General features: G+C 53.9%; 17 protein-coding genes. 7 read left to right on the top strand and 10 right to left on the bottom strand.

The window, feature by feature from the left end:
• The first annotated feature begins 5 nt into the window (after positions 1-5).
• The 3 genes from L2731_RS08350 (at position 6) to L2731_RS08340 (ending at position 4,064) form a co-directional block, all read left to right on the top strand.
• Entirely contained in the window at positions 6-1,430 is a 1,425-nt protein-coding gene (locus L2731_RS08350) for a solute:sodium symporter family transporter (RefSeq protein WP_249252661.1), read from the top strand.
• A gap of 263 nt (positions 1,431-1,693) precedes the next feature.
• On the top strand, positions 1,694-2,860 hold the full coding sequence (gene galK / locus L2731_RS08345; RefSeq protein WP_249252660.1) for a galactokinase: 1,167 nt from the start codon (positions 1,694-1,696) through the stop codon (positions 2,858-2,860).
• 163 nt (positions 2,861-3,023) lie between these two features.
• Entirely contained in the window at positions 3,024-4,064 is a 1,041-nt protein-coding gene (locus L2731_RS08340) for an aldose epimerase family protein (protein ID WP_249252659.1), read from the top strand.
• Positions 4,065-4,169: 105 nt separating this feature from the next.
• Here the strand turns inward: L2731_RS08340 and L2731_RS08335 are convergent, their stop codons facing one another.
• Together L2731_RS08335 and L2731_RS08330 are read right to left on the bottom strand one after the other, a co-directional pair.
• Positions 4,170-4,604, bottom strand: a complete 435-nt coding sequence (locus L2731_RS08335) for a hypothetical protein (protein WP_239849520.1) — start codon at positions 4,602-4,604, stop codon at positions 4,170-4,172.
• 302 nt (positions 4,605-4,906) lie between these two features.
• Complete coding sequence (locus L2731_RS08330) at positions 4,907-5,938, bottom strand: NAD(P)H-quinone oxidoreductase (RefSeq protein WP_249252658.1); 1,032 nt, start codon at positions 5,936-5,938, stop codon at positions 4,907-4,909.
• Between the two features lie 281 nt (positions 5,939-6,219).
• On the opposite strand from L2731_RS08330, the gene L2731_RS08325 reads away from it, so the two are divergent.
• Positions 6,220-6,684: a chemotaxis protein CheX gene (locus L2731_RS08325; RefSeq protein WP_239849518.1), complete on the top strand. Its 465-nt coding sequence runs from the start codon at positions 6,220-6,222 to the stop codon at positions 6,682-6,684.
• 15 nt (positions 6,685-6,699) lie between these two features.
• Here the strand turns inward: L2731_RS08325 and L2731_RS08320 are convergent, their stop codons facing one another.
• From L2731_RS08320 to dnaB, 3 genes are all read right to left on the bottom strand, one after another.
• A complete protein-coding gene (locus L2731_RS08320; RefSeq protein ID WP_249252657.1) occupies positions 6,700-7,929 on the bottom strand; it encodes a BamA/TamA family outer membrane protein in 1,230 nt (409 codons plus the stop codon).
• A 63-nt stretch (positions 7,930-7,992) separates the two neighbouring features.
• Positions 7,993-9,069: an alanine racemase gene (gene alr, locus L2731_RS08315; protein WP_249252656.1), complete on the bottom strand. Its 1,077-nt coding sequence runs from the start codon at positions 9,067-9,069 to the stop codon at positions 7,993-7,995.
• Positions 9,070-9,178: 109 nt separating this feature from the next.
• Positions 9,179-10,585, bottom strand: a complete 1,407-nt coding sequence (gene dnaB / locus L2731_RS08310; protein WP_239849515.1) for a replicative DNA helicase — start codon at positions 10,583-10,585, stop codon at positions 9,179-9,181.
• 116 nt (positions 10,586-10,701) lie between these two features.
• Here dnaB and L2731_RS08305 point away from each other — a divergent pair, with 116 nt between their 5' ends.
• Positions 10,702-12,906, top strand: a complete 2,205-nt coding sequence (locus L2731_RS08305; protein WP_249252654.1) for a S46 family peptidase — start codon at positions 10,702-10,704, stop codon at positions 12,904-12,906.
• Between the two features lie 304 nt (positions 12,907-13,210).
• Positions 13,211-13,603 carry a hypothetical protein gene (locus L2731_RS08300; RefSeq protein ID WP_249252653.1) on the top strand — a complete coding sequence of 131 codons (393 nt, stop codon included), beginning with the start codon at positions 13,211-13,213 and terminating at the stop codon, positions 13,601-13,603.
• Between the two features lie 107 nt (positions 13,604-13,710).
• Here L2731_RS08300 and rplI read toward each other — a convergent pair whose 3' ends face one another.
• The 4 genes from rplI to rpsF are packed head-to-tail and all read right to left on the bottom strand — an operon-like array spanning position 13,711 to position 15,158.
• Positions 13,711-14,163, bottom strand: a complete 453-nt coding sequence (gene rplI, locus L2731_RS08295; protein ID WP_041509966.1) for a 50S ribosomal protein L9 — start codon at positions 14,161-14,163, stop codon at positions 13,711-13,713.
• Between the two features lie 27 nt (positions 14,164-14,190).
• The gene (rpsR, locus tag L2731_RS08290; protein WP_011867078.1) at positions 14,191-14,418 is read right to left on the bottom strand and encodes a 30S ribosomal protein S18; all 228 of its coding nucleotides are present in this window, start codon (positions 14,416-14,418) and stop codon (positions 14,191-14,193) included.
• Between the two features lie 12 nt (positions 14,419-14,430).
• Positions 14,431-14,736, bottom strand: coding sequence for a primosomal replication protein N (gene priB, locus L2731_RS08285; RefSeq protein WP_041509965.1), 306 nt, complete (start codon positions 14,734-14,736; stop codon positions 14,431-14,433).
• Positions 14,737-14,744: 8 nt separating this feature from the next.
• The gene (gene rpsF, locus L2731_RS08280) at positions 14,745-15,158 is read right to left on the bottom strand and encodes a 30S ribosomal protein S6 (RefSeq protein ID WP_239849512.1); all 414 of its coding nucleotides are present in this window, start codon (positions 15,156-15,158) and stop codon (positions 14,745-14,747) included.
• A gap of 223 nt (positions 15,159-15,381) precedes the next feature.
• Between rpsF and L2731_RS08275 the strand changes: the two genes are divergently transcribed.
• The gene (locus L2731_RS08275; RefSeq protein ID WP_239849511.1) at positions 15,382-16,125 is read left to right on the top strand and encodes a DUF481 domain-containing protein; all 744 of its coding nucleotides are present in this window, start codon (positions 15,382-15,384) and stop codon (positions 16,123-16,125) included.
• A 618-nt stretch (positions 16,126-16,743) separates the two neighbouring features.
• On the opposite strand, the gene L2731_RS08270 is transcribed toward L2731_RS08275, so the two are convergent.
• Positions 16,744-17,394 carry a hypothetical protein gene (locus tag L2731_RS08270; protein ID WP_249252652.1) on the bottom strand — a complete coding sequence of 217 codons (651 nt, stop codon included), beginning with the start codon at positions 17,392-17,394 and terminating at the stop codon, positions 16,744-16,746.
• Positions 17,395-17,463 lie beyond the last annotated feature (69 nt).

Here is a 17,463-nt window from a genome sequence, read left to right as displayed (position 1 = left end):
TGCAGATGGAACAGACAATACAGGTGGCAATTTTTGTTGCCCTGACGACCCTGGTCGCCCTGATCACCTACCTCAAGTGCCGCAAGGTGACGCGAGACGCCAACGACAGCCGCGACTACTTTCTCGCCGGTGGCGGCCTGAGCTGGATAGTGGTAGCAGGCTCCTTGATGATGACCAACATCAGCGCCGAGCAGATCGTCGGCATGAACGGCGCCCAGACCCTGCTAGTTGCCTGGTGGGAAATTGCCGCCGCAATCGGGCTTATCATCCTCGCCAAATGGCTGATCCCCATCTACTACCGCTACAACTGCACCACCACAACCGAGCTGCTGGAGCGCAAGTACCAGGACAAGGGGATCCGCGCCATGGTTTCTGTGCTCTTCATGCTGGGCTACGCCTTCATCCTGTTGCCCGTGGTGCTCTACACTGGCTCGCTGTTCATGAAGTCCATGTTTGGCCTGTCGATTTCTGTCACTGTGCTGGCGATCATCTTCGCCGTGATGGGCGCCATCTATGCCATCTTCGGCGGCCTGAGGGCGATCGCCATCTCGGACACCCTCAATGGCCTGGGGCTGATCCTCATGGGGCTGGCGGTCTCTTACCTGGCGATGCACGCCGTGGACTGGGATCTCTCCGGCGTGCCGCTGGAGCGCCTTACCCTTATCGGCGACAGCCAGTCGGACATTCCTTGGTCGACCCTGCTCACCGGCATGATTTTCATTCAGATCTTCTACTGGGGCACCAACATGGTGATCACCCAGCGCGCCCTGGCGGCCAAGTCGGTAAAAGAGGCGCAGAAAGGCCTGTATGCCGCCGTGGTGATGAAGCTGGTTATTCCTGTGATCGTGGTGCTGCCCGGTATCGTCGCCTTTAAGCTCTATGGCGATGTCGGCGATGTGGCCTATGGCAAATTGGTGGGCGACCTGCTGCCCAGCTGGTTATCCGGCGCCTTCGCCGCGGTGATCGCCGGTGCCGTACTCAGCTCATTCAACTCTTGCCTCAATTCGGCCGCCGCCCTCTACACCTGCGACATCCACCAGAACTATATCAATGCCGATGCCGACGTGCGCAAGATAGGCACCCGCATCGCCCTGTTGTTTACCCTGATCTCGGTCGCCCTGGTGCCCCTGTTTGCCCGCTCCGAGAGCATCATCGCCCTGCTGCAACAGCTGAACGGTCTCTACTCCATGCCGGTACTGGCTGCCTTTATTTGTGCCCTCGCCTTCAAGAATGTCAGCGCCAGGGCGATAAAATGGGGGCTGGTCTTCGGAGTATTGCTATACGCCTTGTTTACCTTCGTCTGGAGCCCACTGCACTTCATTCATCTGATGGCCATCACCCTGCTGGCGACCATACTGGTTACCCTGGTCTTGAGTCGCCTGATTGCCCAGCCTGTCGTCGCCCCCGTCGCCGAGCCGACCCTAGACTAAGCTATTTGGCGAGGCCAAACAGATCCGTTCCAGGTTATCCCTGCCGAGCCCATGATGGCTCGGCAAGTGGCCAAGATAAAACATCTGGTTAACACTAGAGGCAGTCGGCAATATTTTCCCAATCCAAGCGGTCAAATCCCAGTTACATCAATGACTGAGACGTGATATAAAAATGACAAGGATGACTCATGGTTGTTGCCACCATGAACAAGACTGCCCACCGGGGCAGAGAACGCTAACATTTTCTGAGAAGTTCAACACCAATGTCGAATACCGCACAGCGCGCCAATAAACTATTTGTGCAGACCTTTGGCACCACGGCCGACGACCTGTATCGGGCGCCCGGCCGGGTTAACCTGATTGGCGAGCATACCGACTATAACGATGGGTTCGTCCTGCCTGCTGCCATCAACTTTCATACTATCATCGCCGTCAAACAGCGCGATGACGACAAGTTCCGCGCCGTATCCGACGCCTTTCCCGGCAAGATCCACACCTGGCATTTCGGTCATGAGGGAACAACCGATCCCGATGACACCTGGGTTAAGTACCTCAAGGGCTTTACCGCGGCGGTTTGCGCCAGCGGCCTACCCGCCAAGGGGATGGATCTGGCCGTGGTGAGCAATGTCCCTCTGGGGGCCGGCCTCTCCTCATCGGCGGCCCTGGAGCTCGCCTTCGGGACGGCACTTAACGATGCTAGCCAGCTCAGACTCTCTCCACTGGCGGTGGCCCAGATGGCCCAGCGAGGTGAAAACCAATATGTCGGCTGTGCCTGCGGCATCATGGATCAGATGATCAGTGCCATGGGCGAGGAGGAACATGCCCTGCTGATCGATTGTGAAGATCTCGACAGCGAACCTGTACCGATTCCCGAAAGCCTGAGCCTGATCATAGTCAACTCCAACGTGCCCCGCGGCCTAGTAGACAGCGAATATAACCTGCGCCGCGAGCAGTGCGAGCAGGTCGCCGAACATTTCGGCGTCGAGAGCCTGCGTCACCTGGACCTGCGCACCCTGGAGAATGCCAAAGAGGAGCTGCCGGAAGTCTGTTACCGCAGGGCGCGCCACGTGCTCAGCGAAAATCGCCGCACTCAGAACGCCGCCCATGCGCTGGAGGCAGGCAACATCGCCAGGCTGAGTGAACTCATGGCTCAGTCACATCAGTCGATGCGCGATGACTTTGAGATCACCGTACCCGAGATAGACAAGCTGGTCGAGATCATCGACGCCGTGGTGGGCGATCGCGGCGGCGTACGCATGACAGGTGGCGGCTTCGGCGGCTGTGTGGTGGCGCTCGTGGATCACGATCTCACCGATGCCGTGGTCGAGGCGGTCGAACGCCAATATCATACAGCCACAGGTCTGGAAGCCAGCGTCTACCTCTGCTCGGCCAGCCAAGGCGCCTCCAGGTTGGACGAGGAGCTCTACTAATAGACAATTACTGGTAGAGAGTTATTAGTAGAGAGATGCTAGCCACAAGCCTGCAATCGCTGTTTAGAATACGTATTCATGCCTTCGACCGGGAGCAAGGTTATACAATAGGCAACAACCGATTTAATACGATGTAAATTAACCGCTTAAGGAAAAGATTATCATGGTACGTTTTCGCCCGCTCGACGCCTGGGACGATCCACGTGGTGGCCAGATTGAACGCATCATCATAGACAACGGCATACTGGCCATGGAGGTCCTCAGCCTCGGCGGCATCATCCGCTCCCTCTGGGTACCGGACAACAAGGGCGAGCGAGGTAACGTTGTGCTGGGCTGCGACAGCGCCCAGGACTACCTCGCCCAGCAAGCCCACCTTGGCGCCATCGCCGGGCGCTACGCCAACCGCATCGCCGGTGCACGCCTGAGCCGGGACGGTCAGCAATTCACCTTAGACAATAATCATCAGGCCAACTGCCTACACGGTGGCCGCGAGGGCTTCAACCGTAAGCAGTGGCATATCGGCCAACTCAACGATGGCGTACGCCTCAGCCTGTTTAGCCCGGATGGCGACATGGGCTTTCCCGGCAACGCCAATATCCAGCTCGATTACCGCCTGGTGGGCAATAACCTCTATGTAGAGATCCTCGCCAGCACAGATGCCTCCTGCCCCATCGGCCTGACCCAGCACAGCTATTTCAATCTCGACGGGGCCAGCGAGACCAGCAGCCTAGGCCATCTGATTCAGAGCGACTGCCAAGACTACCTGAGCACAGATGAGCAGGGGATCCCGACCCAGGTGAGTAAGGTAGCCGATACGCCGCTGGACCTTAGACAAGGCAAGTCACTCGACAGCCTCAAGACGGCACTGGCAGATAGTCCGACGAAAGGCATAGATCACTGCTATCTGATGCCGGGCCATGATGGTAAGGCCCTGAACCGCTTCGGCGCCATCAGCGCGCCGAATTCGGGACGTTGTCTGACTCTTTACACCAATCAACCTGGGGTCCAGGTTTACGGCAGCAACTTCCTCGAAGGCACCATAGGCAAACAGGGACAGACTCTGGAATCTTATCAGGCGGTCTGTATCGAGCCGCAGCAGCTCCCCGACGCTCCCAATCAGCCAGACTTACCGGGCACGCCATGGCTCATGCCGGGCGAGGTGTATCACCACATGAGTCGCTATCAGTTCGATCTGATTAAATAACAGGTTTAACGGGGAAGAGAGATAGAGTAGGGAAAGGGTTTAGGTAGGGGTTCCAGATAAACCGGAACCTCATACCTAAAGATGGCAACTAACTAAACTGGGGTTCTAGTTGCGGTCGTCATCGTCAGACCAATCATCATAACCGTCGTCCAGGCTATCGACTTCGAGCTCGACATCGTCGTCATCATCGTCACTGGCGACTTCTTCGGCTTCCACCTTCACCTTCTTAGGGGCCGGGGCAGGTTTAGCATGAATCGCTTCAACCCAGCCTGCGTGCTGCTGCATGAAGGCAGTTCGGGTAGCTAACCAGTTCGCGTCATATTCGGCTTTGGCAGCCTTAAGTTCCTCTTCCGTAAGGTCATGCAAGTTCACCTTAACGATGTCCTCGGCATATTCAATCACGGCATCTCTTACCGTGTTATAGAGATAAACTCGTCCCGCACTGGCTTCGGGAAAATCTTTGTCGTGAATGAGGATAGTATTGCCTCGAGCCGTACGAAGTTCACCATACCAAACAGGTTCTTTAGACGTGTCATACATATATGCTAATACCCTTAAATCAACACATACCAATATAAAATTATAAAGCTGACAACTGTTAGCTTAGTCGCTGCCATCGTCAGAAACGCCTCTGGACAATAGCCCACACATTTTTAATAAATACCGCCAGAAATCAATAGCCAAATAGATCTATTTTATTTAATTGCTATCAAAATGCTCACTCGGTAGTTACTAGTAACGAATTTAGCCGATCAAATCAGTTATTCAAGTTTTTTCTAACCGACTTTATACCAAAGTTAAAAAAGCCCTCTACCCCTTTAGAGCAGTAGCTGGCGCCATACTTAGCCCTCAGCTTTAGGCGAGTTACCGGCCACCTTGAGCACCAGCTTTCCCCTGTGTTGCCCCGATTCCATCAAGGCGTGGGCCTTGGCCGCATCACCCAGGGCAAACTCGGCAAACAGGTGAGGCACCAGGCTGCTGCCCTCCTGTGTGTCGAACTTAGGCCACACCTGCTCACGCAGGCCATCGGCAATCGCCTGCTTGGCCTCAACCGATTGCGGCCTCAATGTCGCCCCAGTCCACCAGATACGCTTAGCCATCAGCAGCGCCACATCCACCTCGGCGCGCCTGCCTCGCTGCAGCGCGATGGTCACCAGGCGGCCCTCGAGCGCCAGCGCTTTGAGATTGAGATCGATAAGGTCACCCGAGGCCATATCCAGCACCAAGTCCACCCCTTGAGGCGCCACCGCCTTTATCTGGGCCAGCAGATCCCCGTCATGATAGTTAAAACCGTGATCGGCCCCCAGGGCGAGGCAGTAATCTATCTTCTCCTGATTGCCGCAGGTGACCAGCACCTTAACAGCGAATTGTTTCGCTAAAGTGACCGCCGCCGAGCCTATTCCCCCCGAGCCACCATGGATCAATACCGTCTCCCCCGCCTTGAGGCCGCCGCGCATAAACATATGGCCCCAAACGGTGAAGAAGGTCTCGGGCAGGGCCGCTGCCTGAGCCATGCTGAGCCCTTGTGGAATAGGCAAACAGTGTACGCCCCAGGTCGCCACATATTCGCCATAGCCACCGCCGGGCACCAGGGCGCAGACCTTGTCTCCCAGCTGCCAGCCTGTCACCTGCTCACCCAGGGCGACCACAGTGCCTGACACCTCCAGTCCCAGGATCTCGCTGGCACCGGCCGGCGGGGGATAGACGCCACGGCGCTGGGCAACGTCCGGGCCATTCACCCCGGCGTACGCCACCTTGATCAGCAGCTGATCCGGCGCGATGGCGGGCAAGGTGCTCTGCGTCAGCTCGAGCACCTCTGGCCCGCCCGGGGCGTTAAATTGCACATGGGTATAGCTTGTGGGAAGCGAAGACATATTGGCTCCTGGCTTAAAGGGAGTTGTTGATGCCGAGGCTAGCGCGAAAATGGTTAGCGGGGCAAGCCTTAGCCACAATCCTTGCGCTCAGAGTATGGATAAAACAAACAACAGCTCACAAATATCTTTACCATTAGTAAGTTAGCTATAAAAGATTTGTCGCACCGCTTAGGCTTTATGTTATTGTGTTTCTGAGCAAGCAGGCTTTAAGCCCAATTATCACCTAAGCTTAAAGACCTATATGCTGCGATCTGTTATCACCAGAAGGGGCTGCACCTGCGATGAATGTTGACTTTATCAATCCTTTTCTCGACTCCCTGCTCAATGTGCTCAAGACCATGGCCAACCTGGAGCTTAAACCCGGCAAACCCAACCTGAAAAAAGATAATCTGGCCAAGGGCGATGTGTCGGGTCTCATCGGCATGGTCGGTCCGCAGACCAAGGGATCTTTATCGATCACCTTCGAAGAGTCGCTGATCTTAGAGATCATGAACAAGATGCTGGGCGAGAAGCCCGAAAGTATAGATGAAGAGGTGACAGACTTGGTGGGCGAACTCACCAACATGGTGACCGGTGGCGCCAAGAATCTCCTCAGTGACAAGGGCTACGAATTCGACATGGCCACCCCAATCGTGGTGTCGGGTAAGAATCACACCATAGCCCACAAGTCCGACGGGCAGAAGATCATCATGCCTTTCAGCAGCATCTACGGCACCGCCTATATCGAGATCTGCTTCGAGAGCTAACCGATACCTAACTCATCAGAAAGGCTGGTTCACCATGATCCAGAACTGGCCTTCCTCCTCGCCCACGGCAAAGTCCGTGCGCACCACCACTCCTTCGACCTCAAAGCGAATCCCCGCGCCCACAGTGGTCTTCATCTGGCTGTGAAGGCTATCTAGACTGAACTCGTCGCTGACCTTGCCCGCCTCGGCAAACGCCGTCCACTGCCACCAGGGAATGTCAAACCAGCGAAATACGGGTAGTGTCTGCAATGGATTCCACTTGGGAGTCAAACGATATTCGGCGGCGTACAACACAGCGCTGCGGCCGGTAAATTGATTGCCGCTGTAGCCGCGAAGACGCTTGAAGCCCCCCAGGCTCACCCCGGCAAAGCTCGGCGGGCGCTGGTAGGCTTGGCTGGCCTCATCATAGCTATTCCAGGTGGGGGTATCGGCCAGATACACATCGAATGCCAGCACCCGACTGTCGAACCAATCGCTCTGCCCCAAATACAGATAGAGACTCTGCTCAAACTCCCAGGTGGTCCAGCTCTGACGCTGACTGCTACCCCAGTCTCGCGTAAAGGTCAGGCTGGTGCGCCCACCCTGCTGGCCGTTCTCGCGGTTATCACGATTGTCCCAGGCCAGCTCCAGCTCGAGCCCGCGTGCCGATTGTGGCAGCGACTCATATCCCTCCAGGCGTTGCTCGGTATAGAAGGGAGTCAGCTCGATACTGCTCACCCCAGAGGTGAGTGGGTTCCATTCGTGGCTGCCTAAGGGTGCGCTGCGCAGACTGGCAACCGCCCCCTTGGCGCCCCGCCCCCAGGGCAGCACGTATTTAAGATGCAGCCTGGCAAAGGACTCATCCCCCTGGGTCACCACCCGCGTAGGCTGAGCAGCCATACTCGCAGGCGCCTGCCCGGGCACATAGAAGATCCCTTCGGTGTAGCGGGCACGGTAATACTCGCCGGAAAACAGCCAGCTATCGACGCCAGAGATCTGATAGTCATAAGCCCCAAGATAACTCACCCAGGAATCGTTGGCCGAGCCTAGCCCCAGGGCAAATAGAGAAGCCTGACGCTGCCCGGCGTGTTTCACCACACCGGCGGCGCCCACAGAGGTGCTAAGGGTCTCGGTGGCGAAGATAAAGGGTACGGCTACATACTCGGCGCGCGCTCCATCACCGCTATTGATCTGTACCTGAGGCGCCAGATCATCACTGGCCAGCGCCTGACCAGCAAGTAGGGCGAGCGTTGCGGCAAAAAACAAACGGCTAGCCTGAGAAGCTAGCCGCGTGAGCGATGCTCTAGGGGTGAACAGATCCGGCATCGATTACTCGAGACAGACGGCGACGCGCGGGGTCAACTTAGTCACCAGCTCGTAGGCGATGGTTCCTATATGCTCGGCCACCTCTTCGACCGGCAGCGCCTTGCCCCAGAGCACGGCGGTATCACCCACCTTGTCTGTGGCATCTATGCCCAGATCCACGGTCAACATGTCCATGGAGACTCTTCCCACCACAGGCACCAGGCGGCCATTGACCCAGACCGGCGTGCCTTCGGGGGCGTTGCGGGGATAACCGTCACCATAGCCGATAGCCACCACGCCAAGCTTGGTATCTTGCTTGGCCTGCCAGTAACTGCCGTAGCCAACGGGATCGCCCGCCTTATGGTCGCGCACGGCGATCAGCTGGGAAACCAGCTCCATGGCGGGCTCCAGGCCATGATTGCGGCCAAGATCGCCAACGACAGGCGACACGCCGTACAGGGCGATCCCCGGACGGATCCAGTCGGCCTGGGTCGCGGGCCAGTAGAGGGTGGCGGCCGAGTTGGCCAGGGTGCGGTCGCCCGGTAGCTTGGCAGTCATCTGCTCGAAGCGCCTCGCCTGCTCGGCGGTAGCGGGATTCTCCGGCTCGTCGGCACAGGCAAAATGGGTCATCAGATGAATAGGCTTGGCCACCTGTGGGCAGGCAAGCAGACGCTGATAGATGGCCTCAAACTGATCTAAGGTGAACCCCAGACGGTGCATGCCTGTGTCTATCTTCATCCACACCGTCACCGGCTTGGCAAGGCTGGCGGCCTCGAGCATCTCGATCTGCGACTCATGGTGCACCACGGTATCGATGTCGTGCGCCACCAGGGTGGGCAGATCGCTCTGACGGAAGAAGCCTTCTAGCAATAGTAGCTTAGAAGAGACGCCGCCGGCTCTCAGTTCCAGCGCCTCTTCCAGACGCGCCAGGCCGAAGCCGTCGGCGGTGGCCAGACAATGGGCCACATTCAGCAGGCCATGGCCATAGCCGTTGGCCTTCACCACGGCCATCACCTTACTCTGGGGGGCCAGCTGGCGTAATCGCTTTAGGTTAGCTTTCAGCGCATCGCCGCTGATCTCTGCTCGGGGAAAGGGTTTCAAACAATAACCTTAATGTTAATGGCGTCGAGACTCGATGAGGGTAACGCAAAATAACGACCCATAGGGCTAATTAAACCAAGTTTAATCTCACCCTATGAGCTTAGTCGGATTAATCTTCTTCGAACTGCGGACCGGCGTAGTTATCGAAACGGGAGAACTGGCCCTGGAAGGTCAAACGTACCCGGCCGATGGGGCCGTTACGCTGCTTACCTATGATGATCTCCGCGGTGCCCTTATCTTCGGAGTCGTCGTTATACACCTCATCACGATAAATAAACATGATCAGATCCGCATCCTGCTCAATAGAGCCAGATTCACGCAAGTCCGAGTTCACCGGGCGCTTGTCGGCGCGTTGCTCCAATGAGCGGTTAAGCTGCGACAGGGCGATCACCGGGATCTCGAGTTCTTTCGCCAGTGCCTTGAGCGAGCGGGAGATCTCGGCGATCTCCAGGGTACGGTTGTCTGACAGAGCGGGTACCTGCATCAGCTGAAGGTAATCGATCATGATCATCGACAGACCGCCATATTCGCGGGCGATACGTCTGGCGCGGCTGCGCACCTCGGTCGGTGTCAGGCCCGAGCCATCGTCGATATACATCTTGCCCTGTTCGAGCATGATCCCCATGGTCGAGGAGACGCGCGCCCAATCGTCATCGTCGAGCTGACCCGTACGTATCTTGGTCTGATCCACCCGGCCCAGTGAGGCCAGCATACGCATCATGATCTGCTCCGAGGGCATCTCGAGACTGAAGATAAGCACTGGCTTGTCTTCATGCAGCGCCGCCTGTTCACACAGGTTCATGGCGAAGGTGGTCTTACCCATAGAGGGACGCGCCGCGACGATGATCAAATCGCCCGACTGGAAGCCCGCCGTCATGCGGTCGAGATCGTTGAAGCCACTGGACACCCCGGTAACACCGTTGTGCGGGTTGTTATACAGCTCCTCGATCTTATCCACCGTCTTTTCGAGGATGGTCTTGATCCCCTCAGGGCCCTCGTTGGCGTTGGCGCGCTGCTCGGCGATCTTAAATACCTTGCTTTCGGCCAGATCCAGCAGCTCACCTGAATTACGCCCCTCGGGGTTAAAACCGGCGTCGGCGATCTCGTTAGCGACCTTGATCATCTCGCGCACCACGGCGCGCTCACGCACGATGGCGGCGTAGGAGAGAATGTTGCCCGCGCTCGGGGTGTTCTTGGCGATCTCGCCCAAATAGGCGAAGCCACCGGCATCTTCTAAGTGATCTTCAAGCTCCAGCTGTTCGGAGACGGTGATCAGATCGATAGGCTGACCCGCAGCGACCAGGGCCTCCATGGCGGTAAAGATCATCTTGTGGGAGCGGGAGTAGAAGTCATCCTTCACCACGGCCTCGGCCACCTTATCCCAGGCATCTGAATCCAACATCAAGCCACCGAGCACAGACTGCTCGGCCTCAATCGAGTGGGGCGGCATCTTCAATGCGTCGATCTGTATATCTCTAGGCTTTTTCTTAGCCTGAAATCCACCTTGCTGTGACATTAACTCTCCAAATTTCCAACGATTAGGCAAAATATGATATAAAACCCGGGTCAAGCAGAAACAGGCCTCTGACCTGTTCGTCCTACAAACTTACACATAATAATTAAGGAATAAACATGCGCAAAGCATTGGTTGCAGCCTTAATGCTGTCATCTGGCGTTGTCATTGCCGATGAAGGGCAATGGCAACCGTATCAAATGCCATCGATCGCCGACAAGCTGAGCGAACGCGGTATCCAAATTCCAGCAAAACAACTCGCCGATCTGACCCAATATCCGATGAATGCAGTTGTCGGACTGGGGTATTGTACCGCCAGTTTCGTGTCCCCCCAAGGGTTAGTTGTAACGAATCACCACTGTGCCTACCGCGCGATTCAATACAACAGCAAGAAAGAGCACAACTACATCGCCGATGGCTTCCTGGCGCGCAAACAAGCGGACGAACCTTCTGCCGGCCCTAACGAACGTCTCTACATCACAGAGGCGGTCACCAACGTGAGCGAGCAGGTCACCAAAGATCTCAGCGACGACCCGCTGAAACGCTACGAAGAGATCCAGGCTAACCGCAAGGCACTGATAAAAGAGTGTGAGAGCGACGACAACTATCGCTGCTCGGTGCGCAGCTTCCACAACGGCCTGGAATACTACCTGATCAAGCAGCTCATCATTCGCGACGTGCGTCTGGTATACGCGCCACCTAAGAGCGTCGGCTCCTTCGGCGGTGACATAGACAACTATGAATACCCACGCCACTCGGGCGACTTCACCTTCCTGCGTGCCTACGTAGGCAAAGACGGTAAACCGGCCGCCTACTCGCCAGACAACGTCCCCTTCAAGCCTAAGAGCTACCTGAAGATCAATGCCGATGGCGTCAAGGCGGGCGACGGCGTATTCGTAGCCGGTTACCCAGGCTCGACCAGCCGCTACCGCCTCACCAGTGAGCTAAAATTTGCCAGCGACTGGCTCTACCCCACCCTGGCCAAGCGCTATCAGCAGCGCATCGACACCATAGAAGCCATGGGTGCACAGGACGCAAGCGTTAAGATCAAGTACGCGGGCACCCTGGCCTCGATGGCCAACCGCATGAAGAAGTACAACGGCCTGCTTGATGGCTTTAAGGCCACCGACATCGCCGGTATCAAGCAGGCCCGCGAAGACGATTTCCGTCAGTGGCTAACCACAGACAGCCAGTACCAGAGCTATCAGGCTAAGTTTGACCAGCTTGAGACCCTGTTGGTTGAGCAGCGTCAGGCACTGCAGACCCGCTACTTCTTCGAAAACGCTCAGTCCAGCGATCTGCTGGCCACCGCCAATCGCCTCTATCGTCTGGCCAAGGAGAAGACCAAGCCGGACGCCGAGCGTGAGGAAGGCTATCAAGAGCGCGACATGAAGATGTTTAAGGCGCGCCTCAAGCGTATCGATTCAAGCTTCGCCATCAGCGTCGACAAGACCTTGTGGATGCAAGATCTAAACGCCTACCTGGCCCAGGACAACCGCGTACCTGAGCTCGATGCCATGCTCAAATCAGACGATCCTGAGGTAAGCCTGAGCGACAAGCTCGACGGCCTCTACTCGCTGACCGGCCTGACCAATCAGGCAGAGCGCCTTGCCTGGATGGACGCCGATGTGAAGGCATTTGAGACCAGCGCCGATCCTTTCATCCGCATCGCCGTTGCCCTGTACGACACCAACCTGGCTCAGGAAAAAGCCCAGAAGACCCTGGCCGGTAAGCTGTCTAAGGCTCGTCCTGGTTACATGGAAGCCGTTATCGCCTACTACAAGGCCAACAACTGGCCGGTATACCCAGATGCCAACGGCACCCTGCGTATCACCTACGGCATGGTGGATGGTTATCAGTCGAAAGACGCCCTCTACAAGCAGCCCTTCACCCGCCTGGAGGGCATAGTCGCCAAGCACACGGGCGTCGAGCCGTTTGATGCGCCCAAGAAGGTACTGGATGCCATCAAGGCCAAGCGCTACGGCAGCCACAAGGTGGAGTCTGTCTATCAAGACCCAGCCTCTTGGTTATGCCGCCTGTTCTCTTGCCTGGACAAGCCTGAAAGCTTTGGCTCAGTGCCGGTGAACTTCCTCTCCAGCGTCGATACCACAGGCGGCAACTCTGGCTCGCCCGTGTTTAACGGCAAGGGCGAACTGGTTGGCCTGAACTTCGACTCTACCTATGAGGCGATCACCAAAGACTGGTTCTTCAACCCGACCATCACCCGCGCCGTGCATGTGGATTTCCGCTACATTCTGTGGATGATGGATGAGGTAGATCACGCCGACAACCTGATCGGCGAGCTGGACCTAGTCAGAAACTAGTCAGAAACTAGTCAGAAACTAGTCTTACAGCTGTCCGTTTACACCATAGACAAATACCCGGCATTGCCGGGTATTTTTTTACTTGTCGCTAACTCGTCAGTAGCATAGCGTAGTAATACCAATCACAGTAAGTATGTGATCAGAAATAGCGCAGGAAAAACGCTTGAGAACAAAGCAGAATTTTTAGATAAGTAGTTATTCTACAATTAAAAATACTAATACAGTTATCGAGCGTTTTAACAAGCTAGAATGATCAATTATTTATTACGATTGGTATAAGATGCCAACCGAAATGAGATACAAGATGAGCAGCCCATTAGGCGGATTCTATCTCTCTGCCCAACAACGAAAAATGCATGCCGAACAGCGCGAGCGCAACACATTTAAGTTCCGCCTCAACTTTAGCCTCACCTGCGACCATCAAGTGCTTATCGAGCGGTTGCTCACACTCGAGCCTGGGACAAGTGAACTTGCCAATCGAGCAGTGAGTATCAAGCTTTGCTCAAGCTTCACCCCTACAGGTCTGCTCAAGGTCGTCAGTGACATCTATCTATGCGCTACTACTGAACCTCGCCACATAGGCAGGCAAGAACTCTACCTAAGCTATGACGACCCCGTAACCAGCCTGGTAGCGGGCAGCACTCACTATCGGCTCTCCTTACTGGCGACACAGATAGAACCCGGCGAATCGCGCTAGGCAAAATAGCATTAAGAGTACGCCGCTTCTTCGTCTATTTCAGGCATAAAAAAACACCGCACTAATCAGATTAGCGCGGTGTTTCTTTAATCTTTTAAAACTGTGTATTAGTCTTCTGCAACAACAGAAAGCTTAACAACAGCCTTAACTTCAGCGTGAAGCTGAACGTCGATTTCGAATTCACCAGTAGTGCGGATAGCACCTAGTGGCAGACGAACTTCGCTCTTAGCCAGTTCAACGCCAGCAGCAGTTACTGCATCAGCGATGTCACGGTTACCGATTGAACCGAACAGCTTGCCTTCGTCGCCCGCTTTAGAAGCGATAACAACAGCTTCAAGAGCAGCCAGCTTCTCAGCGCGCTCAGTAGCAGTTGCTAGTTCAGCAGCTAGCTTAGCTTCTAGTTCAGCACGACGTGCTTCGAATACTTCAGTGTTAGCAGCGTTAGCAACTACCGCTTTACCTTGAGGTAAAAGGAAGTTACGAGCATAACCAGCCTTAACTGACACTTGGTCACCCAGGTTGCCCAGGTTAGCGATTTTATCAAGTAGAATAACGTTCATTATTAATTCCTCTAAATTGATGCGCTATTACTGATGTAGATCAGTGTAAGGCAGTAGAGAAAGATAACGAGCACGCTTGATAGCGCGAGCCAGTTGACGTTGGTATTTAGCGTTTGTACCAGTGATACGGCTAGGAACAATTTTACCACTTTCAGTGATGTAGTTCTTTAGAGTAGCGATATCTTTGTAATCGATCTCAGTAACGCCTTCTGCAGTGAAACGGCAGAACTTGCGACGACGGAAATAACGTGCCATTTTGACAGTCTCCTAAGTTTTCAATTCGACATTTTCAGCGTGTAATACCAGGCGGTTTTGACCATTGCGTCCTCTCTGGAGGGCGATGAAACCTTTGACCTCGATATCCACACCGGTTTTCAGTTTGTCTGTGATGCTGTTAAAGCGTTCGCCACTGAATATCACTTGCATCTGGCAGTATACGTTTCTCAGCATCTCTGCTTCATAAACCTGCGATTTGTGTTCCAGCATGATCACACAATGTGGGATGCCTGCCGGGCTACTAAAGCTTCTGGACCGAGTGATGGTTCCAGATAACACCAAGTGATTGGTGGCCACAAATAAACTTACTCTGCTGCGTTTTCAGCGGCTTCTTCAGATGCTTCAGCTTCGGCAGCTGGAGCTGGGCGCTCTTCGCTAGAACGACGCGCTTCGCGCTCGTCTTTCGCTTTAGCCATTGGAGAAGCTTCGGTGATGGCACCCTTGGTACGCATAACCATGCTACGAAGAACAGCGTCGTTGAAACGGAAAGCTGTTTCTAGCTCTTCAACCGATTCTGCAGTCGCTTCTACGTTCATCAGAACATAGTGAGCCTTATGCAGTTCGATGATTGGGTAAGCCAGTTGACGACGGCCCCAGTCTTCTAAACGGTGGATTTGACCGCCAGCTTGGGTAAGGATACCCGTGTAACGTTCGATCATACCTGGCACTTGTTCACTCTGATCAGGGTGAACTAAAAATACGATTTCATAATGACGCATTTTTTTGCTCCTTACGGTTATCTAGCCTCGTTGTTGGCTCAGTCAGACCAAATGGAGGCAAGGAACTAAATAAAGTGACTGAATTAAGCCGCGGAATAGTACATGGTCACACCTCAAAACTCAAGCAATATCTTTCCTTAATCACTTTGCCCATCGCCCGGTGAAACGGTATGATAGTCCGCTGTCATTTTTGTGTTCCAGACGCGTGCAAAAAATAAAAATAATGTTAAGAGCAACAAGTTTATTTATCACACTCGGCCTCAGCCACAGCGCCTGGGCCTTGGTGCCTCCGGACTATCAGGAACCCCCTAGCGACTTCTCTGCCGAGATAGAAGCCGGCCTGCAGATCAACACGGGTAACACAGAGTCCAGCAGCTTCAACGGTCGCACCAAACTGGTCTACGACACAGACAAGTTTCGTCAGGAAGGGGTATTCAAGGCCTACTTCGCCTCCGACTCGGAAAAAACCACCTCGGAGAAGTACGATGTCCAGCTCCAGTCGAGCTACAAGATCTACTCGGGTTATATCTTCGCCCGCGGTGACTTCACCGAAGACAGATTCGGTAGTTATACCCGCATCTCAATCGTATCGACCGGTTATGGTTTCGATGCCATCAGCGACAGCAGCACTAAGCTGAGTCTCGAAATCGGTCCTGGTTATCGTTACAACCTGCCCCAGGTGAGCGAGTCGGTGCCCGACCCCGAGGCCGATCGCGAGGCGATTCTGCGTACCGCCGCCAAGTTCGAACAGAAGATCCACGAATACACCAGCTTCAACGCCGACCTCACCGCCGAAACCGGCGAGTCCAACAGCACAGTCACCCTGGACATGAGTTACAAGAACACCCTGTTCCAGGACTGGGCGTTTAAGATTGGCATGAACGTCAAGTACACGGAAGTGGTACCCGAAGGGTCGAAGCAGACAGATACCGTCACTACTTTTAATCTGCTGTACACCTTTAAGTAAGGTTTGCGAACCTTGATGGGCACAAGGATTCAATGCTGCTCTGGTAGATTAAGCGCTGCTTCCAATGGTTTTGGCTTTAAGCCGGATTGAAATTTGAAAGGGTGCTTTGAACCATACCTTCATGGTGTATCAATTGCCTGCCGCAGGCTTTATGTGCAAACACGTTTTTGGCACGCCACTAGCACTTCCCTGTGGGCTCTGCGAAATCATCCCTGATTTCGAAGGCCAAAAACGTGTTTACACCGTTATCTATCGTCTCTTCGATTTGACGTTACCTATGTCAATTAGATGCAAAAAAGAATCTCTAACGATTGCTTGATCAGGGGTTTATATTCTGCTGCCGCTTTCACGTATAGATACATTCGTGATCACCACCAGTAAACTCCCAGTAGGCTATACAATGACCTCCACATAACGGAAAGGCAAAGCTATACCGAGTTATTCCCTCTCCTATTTGACCTTTTGTGAAGCTTCTAGACAAGAATGCGTGCGGCCTAAAACTCCATACATGACTATTTGAATTAAAGAAAATCTTGCAATAGTAAACTGCAATTACACTGCAAGCAGGATGCGACGAAAAAGAAATCCACATCGGAAGGGCTTACCTGACGCATATTATTAACTACTGCTCACACAAAACTCGCTTATAGCTACAGCCTTAGTGATTTTTGGCACTGTAGCATCTTTAGGCACCTCGACTATCCAAACACCCGTAAAAGCTTTCGATTGAATGAATGCAGCGTGTAACTCCAAAAGTAACCTCACGTCTCTAATTGCAACCTCTATATCCTTGGCTAAATTTTGGAGATTTTTATTTGTTCCCCAAGGGTTGTCGGCATGCAGAAACTTACCCAACCTATCGTAAATATTTTGAAATCTTTTCTCAGTTAAAAACCCACTACTTTTTCGTTCAAAATGCCACTGGTGTTCCGCAATTTTTCGTGCAGGAATTAATGGCATAGGATAAAAGCTTTTATTGATACTACGAAGATTATGGAAGATCTTAGTTGCATTAAAATCCTTAGTGAAATCCTTGCTTGTATCAGCTTTGCTTCTAAAAGCTTGATACTTTTCCTTGTTTGGGGCGATAGAAGCATATGCGACAGCCTCTAAGGCCTTTCTAAACTGTAATACACCCGAATCAAACTCTGATTCATCCTTACTTTTAAAATACTGCTGTATATAGCTCGAAGCTGAATTCAGTCTACTTACAACCTCAACCATCTGCTTTGTATAAACTTGCCGAAGCTTTAACTCAGAATGTTTCATATTCATTTAACGCCTAAAAACCAGCTAACAGTTACCAAACCACTCTTTTGAACTGCCTTCCTTTGTATG

Source organism: Shewanella aquimarina (assembly GCF_023349185.1).
Lineage (GTDB): Bacteria > Pseudomonadota > Gammaproteobacteria > Enterobacterales > Shewanellaceae > Shewanella > Shewanella aquimarina.
This window is presented reverse-complemented; position numbering and strand designations above follow the sequence as displayed.

Coding starts and splice junctions, on each gene's coding strand:
- L2731_RS08350 (WP_249252661.1), top strand. CDS start 6: ATGGAACAGACAATACAGGTGGCAATTTTTGTTGCCCTGACGACCCTG.
- galK (WP_249252660.1), top strand. CDS start 1,694: ATGTCGAATACCGCACAGCGCGCCAATAAACTATTTGTGCAGACCTTT.
- L2731_RS08340 (WP_249252659.1), top strand. CDS start 3,024: ATGGTACGTTTTCGCCCGCTCGACGCCTGGGACGATCCACGTGGTGGC.
- L2731_RS08335 (WP_239849520.1), bottom strand. CDS start 4,604: ATGTATGACACGTCTAAAGAACCTGTTTGGTATGGTGAACTTCGTACG.
- L2731_RS08330 (WP_249252658.1), bottom strand. CDS start 5,938: ATGTCTTCGCTTCCCACAAGCTATACCCATGTGCAATTTAACGCCCCG.
- L2731_RS08325 (WP_239849518.1), top strand. CDS start 6,220: ATGAATGTTGACTTTATCAATCCTTTTCTCGACTCCCTGCTCAATGTG.
- dnaB (WP_239849515.1), bottom strand. CDS start 10,585: ATGTCACAGCAAGGTGGATTTCAGGCTAAGAAAAAGCCTAGAGATATA.
- L2731_RS08305 (WP_249252654.1), top strand. CDS start 10,702: ATGCGCAAAGCATTGGTTGCAGCCTTAATGCTGTCATCTGGCGTTGTC.
- L2731_RS08300 (WP_249252653.1), top strand. CDS start 13,211: ATGAGCAGCCCATTAGGCGGATTCTATCTCTCTGCCCAACAACGAAAA.
- rplI (WP_041509966.1), bottom strand. CDS start 14,163: ATGAACGTTATTCTACTTGATAAAATCGCTAACCTGGGCAACCTGGGT.
- rpsR (WP_011867078.1), bottom strand. CDS start 14,418: ATGGCACGTTATTTCCGTCGTCGCAAGTTCTGCCGTTTCACTGCAGAA.
- rpsF (WP_239849512.1), bottom strand. CDS start 15,158: ATGCGTCATTATGAAATCGTATTTTTAGTTCACCCTGATCAGAGTGAA.
- L2731_RS08275 (WP_239849511.1), top strand. CDS start 15,382: ATGTTAAGAGCAACAAGTTTATTTATCACACTCGGCCTCAGCCACAGC.
- L2731_RS08270 (WP_249252652.1), bottom strand. CDS start 17,394: ATGAAACATTCTGAGTTAAAGCTTCGGCAAGTTTATACAAAGCAGATG.